General features: G+C 72.5%; 9 protein-coding genes. All 9 read right to left on the reverse strand.

Annotation, left to right across the window (positions count from 1 at the left end; genetic code table 11):
* On the reverse strand, nt 1-980 hold a 980-nt coding region (locus tag ACFFNX_RS31315), incomplete at its 3' end, for a beta-ketoacyl [acyl carrier protein] synthase domain-containing protein (protein WP_378209478.1).
* Between the two features lie 271 nt (nt 981-1,251).
* Nucleotides 1,252-2,193, reverse strand: coding sequence for a GNAT family N-acetyltransferase (locus ACFFNX_RS31320; RefSeq protein ID WP_378209479.1), 942 nt, complete (start codon nt 2,191-2,193; stop codon nt 1,252-1,254).
* On the reverse strand, nt 2,190-3,971 hold the full coding sequence (locus ACFFNX_RS31325) for a S9 family peptidase (RefSeq protein ID WP_378209480.1): 1,782 nt from the start codon (nt 3,969-3,971) through the stop codon (nt 2,190-2,192). The genes ACFFNX_RS31320 and ACFFNX_RS31325 overlap by 4 nt, the downstream gene beginning before the upstream one ends.
* Before the next feature lie 17 nt (nt 3,972-3,988).
* Nucleotides 3,989-5,395, reverse strand: coding sequence for an MATE family efflux transporter (locus ACFFNX_RS31330; RefSeq protein ID WP_378209481.1), 1,407 nt, complete (start codon nt 5,393-5,395; stop codon nt 3,989-3,991).
* Nucleotides 5,396-5,403: 8 nt separating this feature from the next.
* Entirely contained in the window at nt 5,404-6,273 is an 870-nt protein-coding gene (locus tag ACFFNX_RS31335; protein WP_378209482.1) for a sulfotransferase family protein, read from the reverse strand.
* Nucleotides 6,270-7,361 carry a hypothetical protein gene (locus ACFFNX_RS31340; RefSeq protein WP_378209483.1) on the reverse strand — a complete coding sequence of 364 codons (1,092 nt, stop codon included), beginning with the start codon at nt 7,359-7,361 and terminating at the stop codon, nt 6,270-6,272. The genes ACFFNX_RS31335 and ACFFNX_RS31340 overlap by 4 nt, the downstream gene beginning before the upstream one ends.
* Complete coding sequence (locus ACFFNX_RS31345; protein WP_378209484.1) at nt 7,358-7,927, reverse strand: dCTP deaminase; 570 nt, start codon at nt 7,925-7,927, stop codon at nt 7,358-7,360. Before ACFFNX_RS31345 ends, ACFFNX_RS31340 begins: the two co-directional genes overlap by 4 nt.
* Nucleotides 7,924-8,451, reverse strand: coding sequence for a dCTP deaminase (gene dcd / locus ACFFNX_RS31350; protein WP_378209485.1), 528 nt, complete (start codon nt 8,449-8,451; stop codon nt 7,924-7,926). The genes ACFFNX_RS31345 and dcd overlap by 4 nt, the downstream gene beginning before the upstream one ends.
* A gap of 37 nt (nt 8,452-8,488) precedes the next feature.
* Nucleotides 8,489-10,294: condensation domain-containing protein (locus tag ACFFNX_RS31355; RefSeq protein WP_378209486.1), on the reverse strand; the 1,806-nt coding region annotated here is incomplete at its 5' end.

A 10,294-nucleotide genomic window follows, 5' to 3' on the forward strand; every position in this document is an offset into this window, starting at 1 on the left:
GGCCCGTACGCCCGCGCCAGCGCGCCCACCTCGATCGGGTCGCCGAGCGCGGTGCCGGTGCCGTGCGCCTCGACGTAGGTGATGGTCCCGGCGTCCGCCCCTGCGGCCCGCTGCGCCGCGCGGATGACGGCGGCCTGCCCGCCGACGCCGGGCGCGGTGTAGCCCATGCGGTCCGCGCCGTCGTTGTTCACCGCCGATCCGCGCAGCACCGCGTGGACGTGGTCGCCGTCGGCCAGCGCCTCCGGAAGGCGCCGCAACACGACGACGCCCGCGCCGTCACCGTCCACCGCGCCCTGGGCGGCGGCGTCGAAGGCCCGGCAGATCCCGTCCGGTGCCTGGATCCCCGTGCCGGGATACCGGTCGAGCCGCGCGAGCACCCGTACGGTGACCCCGCCGGCCAGGGCGAGGTCGCAGTCGCCGGACGACAGCGCCCGCGCGGCCAGGTGGACGGCGACGAGCGACGTGGCACAGGCCGCCTGGACGGTGACGGACGGGCCCCGCAGGCCCAGCTTGTAGGCGACCCGGCTGCTGAGGAAGTCGGCCCCGGTCGCCACCCGGATCTCCAGGTCCGACACCGACGGAAGCCGGTCGCGCCGGGATCGGAGCAGCTCCCCGTAGGAGTTCTCCGTGCTCCCCGCGTACACGCCGATCGCGCCGGAGTGACGCCGAGGATCGTGGCCGGCGTCCTCCAGCGCCTCCACCGCGCATTCGAGGAACAGCCGGTGCTGAGGGTCGATGATCCGGGCCTCGCGGGGCGAGTAGCCGAAGTAGTCCGCGTCGAACCACTCGGGGTCCTCGACCAGGCCGCGCGCCGGGACGTACTCGCCGCCGCCGGGCGCCGGTCTGCCGGGCCGGCGCGTGATCGAGTCCCGGCCCTCGACCAGGTTCCGCCAGAACGCGGTGGGATCTCCCGCTCCCGGGAAGCGGCACGCCATGCCGATGACGGCGATGGGTCCGTACCCGTCGTCCTGGCTGGTCACTGATCTCTCCATCGCATGGGCACAGAAAGGCCGGAAATACGGAATAGAAGAACACGGATAACGGAGAACAAGCGCGATAACTGCGACGATAACCAGCCCATTCGAGAGAAGTCAACGCTGGAATAAACGAGCAATTTCCACGGCGCTTCCCACTCCTGGCCGGACGCGTATTCACCGGCGTTCGCCGGAATGGCCGGTCGTGTCCCGTCGACAGGACACGACCGGCGCGCGCGACGGCCTCTCTCCCCCGGACGACCTCCTTCAGCCGGTCTCAGCCGAGGGTCTTCACCCAGACGAGCCGGTCCGCCGCCGGCCGGTAGCCCAGGCCCTCGTTGACGGCGAGCATCGCCGTGTTCGTCGCGTCGTTGCTCGCCCCCGCGGTGCGGATCCCGCGACCGGCGGCCCAGCGGAGGGACGCCCGCTTCAGGCGCCTGGCCAGACCGCGGCCCCGATGCTCGCGCAGCGTTCCGGTCAGGTGGGTGGCCGCCGTCGCGCGTTCGCGGTCGACGTCGAGCAGGGTGAGGGCCACCGGACGGTCCCCGGCGAGCGCGACGAAGCCGCCCTCCGGCTCCAGGAGCGGGTCCCGCCGGACGTACCGCTCCCAGATCTCGCGGGGGAGCCCGACCGCCTCGATCTCGGTGGGCGCGTCGGTGTCGACCAGCGTGTACAGCCGGTACAGCTCCGTACCCCGATCCAGGAGAGCGGCGAGGGGGACCAGCCGGTACCCGTCCGGCCCGCCCTCCTCGCCGTCGGCGGCGGCGACGGACCGGAGGTCGAGCACGAGCGTACGGTCCGCCCGCGCGACCGTGTAACCGCGCTCCGCCGGCAGCGCGCCCGACCGCTCACCGAGCGACCAGGTGCGCAGCACCCGCGCTCCCCGGGACATCGCCCACTCCTCGGCCGCGCCGAGGAGTTCGCCCGCCAGGCCGTCCCGGCCCGAGCCGCCGCTCGCCCAGACCCGGTACGAATCGCCGGCCCCGGCGACGAGCGCGCGTTCGGCCTGCGCCCAGCCGACCACCCTTTCCCCTTCCACCGCGACGAGCCACCGGCGGTCCTCGCCGAGGACGTCGTGTCGGTGCAGGAGCCGTGCCGGAGTGACCAGTTCGTCCGCCGGCATGAGCGGCCGCAGCAGCTCCGCGGCCGCGCCGGCGTCGCCGGCGCGGAACTCGCGGATCACCGCCGTACCGCCCGTGTCCTCCCCGGCGGGGCTCACATCGGCTCCGTCGTACCCAGGTGACGCGCCGCGAAGTCGATCTGCGTCTCGACCTTGCGGATGACGTCGCCGGTCACGTGCGCGCCGTGGCCGAAGTCGAGGCGGAGCACCTCGTGGGGCTTGCCGAGCTCCTCCAGGCGCGTCAGGTAGTTCTCGATCTGACGGATGGGGCAGCGCGGGTCGTTGGCCGCCGCCAGGATCAGGAGCGGCACCTTCACCCGCTCGACGTACGTCAGCGGGGACCGCTCGCGGTACAACTCCGGAAGCTGCTCCGGGGAGCCGCCGAACAGCGCGTTGTCGAGCATCTTCAGCGCGTCCATCTCGTCGGCGTAGGCGGCCTCGTAGTCCGCCACCGGCGCGTCGGCGATGGCCAGGCTCCAGCGGTCGGGTTCCAGGCCGGCGCCGAGCAGCGCCAGGTAGCCGCCCCACGAGTGCCCCACGAGCAGCAGGCGTGCCGGGTCGGCGGTCCCCTCCTTCACCAGCAGGTCGCGTACGGCGCCGAGGTCCTCGAGCTCGCCGAATCCCGGGTTGCCGATGATGGCGTCCCGCCAGGCGCCGCCGTACCCGCTGCTGCCGCGGTAGTTGACGAGCGCGACCGCGAAGCCGTGGTCCACCCATGCCTGGACCCTGGGGTTGAAGGCGTCCGCGTGGTGGGCGATGGGGCCGCCGTGGATCAGGAACACCGTGGGGTGGGGTCCGGGTCCGGGTGGCTCGGCCACGAAGGCGTGCAGGTCGCCGAGCCACAGGTCCCGGTAGGGCACGCCGTCCGGGCCGGGGCCCTCTTCCGGGCTCAGCAGCAGCCGGGAGCCGCGGTACACGCCGGGCGGGGTGCGGCTGTCGCTCCACTCGTAGCAGAGTGCCCCGTCGGTGCGCACCCGGGCGTCGGTGACCGTTCCCCGGGGGAGCTCCAGCCGGACGCAGGCACCGGAGTGGAGGTCGTAGCGGAACAGCTCCGTCCGGGCGCGGTACCCGTGCAGGAGCAGCACCGAGCGGGCGTCGGGATACCAGCCCAGACACGAGACCTCCCCCGGCAGGTCGATGTCGAGCCCGTCGACGGCGCCGGTGAGCGGCGTCCACACCGCGGGCCGCGCGGCGCCCAGGACATCGCGTGTGATCAGCAGGCGGTAGTCGCCGGCAAGGGGGGACCAGGCTCCCGCCCGGAGCGCGACGCCCGGCTCGCTCGGCAGTTCGGCCCGGGTCCGGCCCTCCAGGTCGAGGACGCGCAGCCCCATGTGCATCGCGCTGCCGTCCTCGGAGTGCCGGATCGCGAAGAACCGCTCCTCGCGGTCGAGCGTCTCCAGCATGGCGTGCCGCCGGTGCCGGTACAGGGGCCGGGGCGCACCGTCGCTGGGCAGCAGCGAGATCGTCGTGCCCTCGTCGTCCGAGGTGCCGATCAGCGCGAACCGGCGCGCCAGCACCAGCCCGGCGTGGTACGCGGGGCCGAGGGCACGGCTCGCCCGGGTACGCGACGAGCCGTCGAACGACTCGATCATCCAGCGCCCGCGTTCGTCGCCGCTCGTGTCGTCGAACCACCAGATCCGGTCTCCGCCCGGATCGATGGCGAACAGCGTCGTCCCGCCGGGCCGGTCGGTCACCTGGCGGCGTACGCCGGTGGACCGGTCCCACGCGTAGACCTCCCACGCGCCGGACTCGTTCGAGCCGTAGACGAGACGGCCGGGATGGTCGCGGGCCCACCGGGGGAAGCCCAGCCGGGGCGCGCCCAGCCGTCGTCTCCAGGGCGCGGCCGTGGGCGGGAGATGATCTTTTCCATCGTGCATTTCGGTTCTCCGAGGAACTAGTCGGTACCCGACAGGGCTTCGGTCCTCTCGGCGCCGGACGGTGCCAGCGGCCGGTCGAACCTCCGGCCGCGGACCAGCCGCACCAGCAGCATGGCCGCGAGCACGACCACGCTGAGCGTCTCCGCCTCCCAGACGCCGACCACGCCGCCGTCCAGCCAGAAGACGAGGAAGAGCGTCATCGGCACGAGCAGGGCCCACCGGCCGACGATGATCGTCAGGGACGGGATCCGCACGTCCCCGACCGCCGACAGGCTCGCCTGCGCGACGGCCATCACCGCGCGCGGGACCATGCTGAGCGCGATGACGACGAAGACGCCGGCCGTGACCGCGGCGGCTCCGGCGTCCGGGGACAGCAACCCGCTGATCCCGCCGCGGAACGCCCACAGGATGATCCCGATGACGCCCGCCAGGCCGCAGCCGACCGCCATCGCCACCCAGTGCTGGCGCACCGCGCGCGCCCGGGACCCCGCCCCCACGTACTTGCCCACCAGCGAGGAGCCCGCCGAGCCGAGGACCTCCAGCCCGCGCTGCGGAAGCAGCAGGACCTGGCTCGCGACCGCGTGTGCGGCCGCCGCCTCCGGGCCCAGCCGGGCGGCGACGACCGACAGGATCAGGTAGCTGCCGTTGTTGAAGACCTGCGCCGCCCCCAGGGGCACGCCGAGGGCGAGGAGGCTGCGCAGGAGGTCGGGGCGGACCGGGCGCCGGCCGATTCGCACCGGGTAACGCCGCCGGGACGGGCCGAGCAGGCACACGCCGAGCGCGACCGCCGCCCCGGCGAGCTGAGCGATGGCGTACGCCCAGGCGATGCCCTTCAGGCCCAGCGCCGGCACGCCGAACGCGCCCAGGCCGAGCGTGTAGCTCAGGAGGCACTCCAGAGCGCTGGACCCGACGCCGATCAAGATGTTGGGCCGCGTGTCGTGGATGCCGGTCAGGAACTTGTTCACGCACAGGATGAGCAGGAAGAACGGCCCGGACAGCAGCCGGATCGAGATGTAGGACGCGGTGAGCGCCCCGACCCGGGCCCCCGCGAGCCCGGCGAGTTGCGGCCGGGCGAGCGGAACGGCCAGGGCGACCAGGATGAGGAACGCCCCGCCCGCCAGCGCGATGACGATGCCCTGCACGAGGGTCTCGCCGCACTCGCGCGCCTGCCCGGCCCCCGCGTACTGCGACACCATGGGCACGATGCCGTTGGTGACCCCGGCGAAGAAGAAGACCGCCAGCGACGACAGCATCGCGCCGAGGCCGACGGCGGCCTGGGCGTCCACCCCCACCCGTCCGGCGACGTACACGTCGAACAGGCCGGCGAAGATCATCGCGGCGTTGGCCAGCGCGAGTGGGCCGCTCAGCACGATGAGCGCCTTCGCCATGGCCGTACGCGACGGCTCCGCCCCCGCCTGGTCCATCAGCCCCATCAGCCGTCGAGGCCGTAGCCGAACTTGACCGCCACCGGCTCGACGATGTCCCACAGCGCCCGGCGCTTCTCCTCCGGCCAGTCGTGCCACTTGCCCACGCGGTCGTCGTCGATCGAGGAGCGGTCGGCGATCCCCCTGAAACCGAACCCGGGATCGTGGTCGGCGACGAACACCTTGTCGAGCACCGCCGGATCGAAGTCCTCGCCGAGGAAGCGGAACATCCGCTCCACCGCCGCCTCCGGCCGCGTCACCAGATCCTCATAGCGTGTCCACTGGGCGCGTTCGGGGATGCAGCTCGCCATCACGAGGAGGTGCTCGTTGACGTCGCGCCAGTACTTGGCCGCGGCGTACTCCCCCGCGCCGTACCGGTGGACGTACTCGATGAGGTACGGGTCGTCGTGGCCGCCGAAGAACTCGGTGTACATCATGTCCTTCAGCGAGGGGATGACGTCGAGCGGATGGCGGATCGGCAGGACGAACAGCGCCTGCTGAAGGAACAGCCCGTCGACGAACTCCGCGACGCGGTGGTAGTTCGGCGTCTTGTCGGCCCATCTCCGCTTGTTCTTCGACTTCGCGTAGTCGTCGAGAAAGCTCCGCGCCATCTCGTGCAGCCGGAGCAGGATCGACAGCGGGTCGGCGCCCATGCCGAGCAGGCCCGGGACGGCTTTCGGATAGCGGAAGAACTCCGGCAGCGCCGCCAGGTACTTCGACTCGGGCGGGCAGGCGATGTCGGGATGGGTGTCGAGGATGTAGCGCATGAGCGTCGTGCCCGAGCGATGACAGCCGATGACGAAGATTCCCATCTTCCGCCGCGCGTCGGCCGCCGGGCCGTCAGTGGACTCCACCGTCGATGAGCTCATCTCGTTCATCGGTACCTTTCGTCGCTGGGAAACACCCGTAGTGCCGTCGCGTTGGCCGCCGGCCGGGGAAGGCCGCGGGCGAGCGCGTCCTCGTACGCCCCGAGGTAGTGGGCGACGGCCTCCGGAAGATGCGTGTGCGTGCCGAACTCCAGCGCGTGGAAGCGCTCGGCGAACCGCTCCACGTCGGCGATCGACCGGCCGCCCTCGGCCCGGAGCCGGGAGAGCGCCTGCAGATGGCCGCGGAGGATGCGGCCCCGGCCGCTCCCGTTCGGCCGCAGTCCCTCGGACAGCAGCACGACGGCCACCGACAGCATGTCGGCCAGCTTGATGTCCGCGGGCGTGCGCAGGGGCACGGCCGCCCCGGCCGAGGACGCCTGGATCGGGTGCTCCAGCCCGTACGCTCGCGCGAGTATCGTGCCCACGCCGAAGGCCAGCTCCACCCCCACCGGGACGCCGTCGCGGTGGATGAGAATGAGGTTGCCGACGTCGCGGAGTCCCCACCGGGGGTGGTCGATCGCGAAGTTGACGTTGCGCCCGGAGTACCCCTCCACGCCGAACCGGTGCCGGTAGCGCTGCTCCTCGTAACCGTCGATCTCGACCGCCGGGCCCCCGGGGATGCCCCGGGCCACCGCGACCAGGTCGGGGTCCAGGGAGGAGGCGCGTATGACGACCTGTCCGGGGCCGGCGTGAAGCCGGTCGCGGAACAGCTCCCAGGCGTGGGCGGCGACCTCGGGGAGACGATCCGCCGGGCTGAGGGTGCCCAGCGCCACGAAGTACGACGCCCAGTCCAGCGGAGCGCCGTCGGTCACGGCCCGGAGGTTGCGCGTGCGCACCGCACGCTGGATGAGGAAGACGCCGGGCTCGGGGATGTCCCCGGCGAGGAGCAGGGGCTTCAGCACGCTGATGGTCGAGCCGACGAAGCGGACCGATGAGTCGATCCGCGACGTCACGGGCACCGGCGCGTGCGGCCGGTACCCGCGTTCGGTGAAGTTCTCGCGGAACGCGCTCACCACCTGGGCGGACCGGCCGGGCACGTCGTCCAGCACTTCCGGCGCCTCGCGGATCTCCGTCCCCTGCCCCGCCGGTCGCTCGCTCATGAGCCCTCCCCCGCCGCCCGGCGCTCGCCCGGGGCGCCGGGCTCCAGAGACGGCCCGCCGTACGAGGCGGGGAGCCGGGACTCGGTCGGCAGGTTCCGTGCGCCGTACCGGCCGGCGTACGGCACGATCTCCCCGGCGTTCGTCCAGAACGACACCTGGCCGATGCGCATCCGGGGATAGATCCGGATCGGCCGCGCGCAGACGAGCTCCAGCGTCCACTGGTGGCAGGAGGCCGTGTGCCCGAGGTTGGCCGACACCTGGAGGAACAGGCCCAGCCGGCCGATCGAGCTGCGCCCGATGAGCGACATCGCGAACTGGTGGCTGCCGATCACTTCGAGCGTGTGGCCGAGATAGAGGCGCTGCGGCTCCAGGACGTAGCCCTCTTCGGGGATCGTGATGGTGCGGTAGCGGTGGTTGTTGCGCCCGTCGGTCGACTCGAACACCTTCAGGTAGGGCCCGAGCCGGTAGTTGCAGCTGTTCGGGTTGATGCTCTCCGGGCTGAACGGCTCGAAGGTGATGGCGCCGCGCGCCCGCTGGCGGCGTATCTCGCTTCCGGTGAGGATCATCGGTCCGCCTGGAAGTCCCGGTGGGCCAGGGACGGCATCGGCCCCAGGCTGCCCGCGTACTTGCCGTCGTACAGCTCGATCTCGCCGCGCGGCTTCCAGAAGGTGACCTGCGCGATCCTCATGTACGGGTACAGCCGGACCGGAAGGGTCGCGTACAGCTGGAGTGTCGAGCGCCCGTAGCTTCCGATGTCGATCAGATCCGCGGTCACGTGCACGAACAGCCCGAGGCGCGCCGTGCTCGACCGGGCGTGGATCAACGGCACGTAGTGGTCGCTGCCCACCATCTCCAGGGTCTCGCCGAGGACGAAGTCGTTCCGGCTCATCGGGTAGCCGTCCGGCGGGATCTCGATGATCTCGTAGCTGTTGTCCTGCCGGGGGTCCAGGACGTCGCAGGTGTACCGGAGGATCCGGGTGCCGAGGCGAAGGTCGTGCGAGTTCGTGGTCAGGCCGGTCTCGTCGAAGTGCGAGATCTTGATCCGCCCGGACTCGTACTGTCGCCTGATCTCCTGTCCGGTAAGAATCATGCGTCTCTCCCTGGCGGTCGGTGTGTCGGCGCGGCGGTCACGGCGTCACCGCGGCCCTGCCGGCGAGCGCGTCCCGGGCGCGGTCCACCAGGTCCGACACCCGGGGGTCCGTGACGGCGATCTCGGCGAGGATGCTCGTGTACGCGGCCAGCGCCCGGCGGGCGTGCTCTTCGTCGATCTGGTCGGTGTTGTAGAGAAGGACGGTCTCGAACTCCCCCTCCCGCTCCGCGACGTTCATGACGTAGCGGTTCTTGCTCTGCGGCGAGATCGGTGAGTCGATGACCTCCACGCTCAGCCCGGGCAGCCCGGGGGTCGCGGTCGGCCCGTTGAGCAGGATGAACTTGGCCACCGGGTGCCGGTAGAGGTTCCGGACCCCGATCAGCGACTCGGCGACCGAGGCGAACGGGACGTCCTGCCGGGCGAACGCGTGCAGGCAGACCTCGCGGACCCGGTCCAGCACCTGCGACCAGTGCGGGTCGCCGCTCAGGTCGGTGCGCAGGAGCACCGGGTTGACCGTGTAGCCGACCATCCGCTCGATCTGCCAGTGCCCGCGGTTCGCCATCGGCGACTCGACGCAGACGTCCGTCGAGTCGCTCTCCGCCGACAGGAGGATCTGGTAGGCCGCCAGCAGGGCCATGAACGGCGTGACGCCGCGCCCGGCCCAGTCGCCCCGCAGCCTCGCCGACGTCCCGGCGGCCAGGCGCGCCCGTACGGTGCGGGCCCGGTAGGTGGGCGGGTCCGGTGGTCTCCGGTCGGCGGGCGGGTCGGAGTCGAACGCGACGCCGTCGAGGACCCGGCGCCAGTCGGCCACGCCCTCCTCCAGCGCGCCGCCCGACAGGCGCCGGCGCTGCCAGCTCGCGAAGTCGGCGTACTGGACGGCGGGTTCGGGCAGGCCGTGGCTCACGCCCTCGGCGAACGCCCGGTAGAGCTCGGCGAACTCGGCCGCCAGCACCGCGTCGGTCCAGTCGTCCATCACGACGTGGTGGAAGGTGACGATCAGCACGTGCTCCCCGGCGCTCAGGGCGAGGAGACGCGCCCGGAGCATGGGGAGGCTGTGGAGCGTCATCGGCGTCGACGTCTCGTCCGCGATGGCCTCCCGCACGGCGTCCTCGCGTGCCGCGCGGTCGAGGGCGCCGAGGTCCGTACGGGTGAGCGGCACGCGCGCCGAGTCCCGGATGCGCGGCACGGCGCGTCCGTCCCGGCTCTCGTACGTGGTGCGGAGCACTTCGTGCCGCTCGACCAGGGCGTCGAACGCGCGCCGCAGTGCGACCTCGTCGAGGTCGCCGCGCAGCCGCAGGGGAATGACGCAGTTGAAGAAGGTGCCGCCGGGTTGCAGCCGGTCGAGGTTCCAGACCCGTTCCTGCCCGAAGGACAGCGGCAGTTCGCCGTCGCGGGAGACCGTCTCCAGCTCCGTCTCCCGCCGCGACGCCGGCGCGTCGTCCAGGCCGGCGCGGCGGGCGAACTCGGCCACCGTGGGCGCCTCGAAGACCAGGCGTACGGGCAGGTCGAGGCCGGTCGCGGCGCGCAGGCGGGACATCACCTGCATCGCGGCCAGCGAATGCCCGCCGAGCTCGAAGAAGTTCGCCGCGACCGGCAGCCGGTCGCGCCCGAGCACCTCGGCCCAGATGCCCGCGACGAGACGTTCGGCCGCGGTCCCCGGTCGGGTGTCGCCGGGCGGCGGGGCCGCCGGTTCGAGCCGGCGCAGCGCCGCGCGGTCCACCTTCCCCGACGGGCCGGTGGGCAGTTCGTCCAGTGCGACGACGACCGCCGGAACCATGTGCGGCGGCAGCCGGTCGGCGGCGAAGGCCGTGGCCCGTTCGGCGGCGTCGTCGCGTTCGAGGAG

Source organism: Actinoallomurus acaciae, assembly GCF_042429965.1.
GTDB lineage: Bacteria > Actinomycetota > Actinomycetes > Streptosporangiales > Streptosporangiaceae > Actinoallomurus > Actinoallomurus acaciae.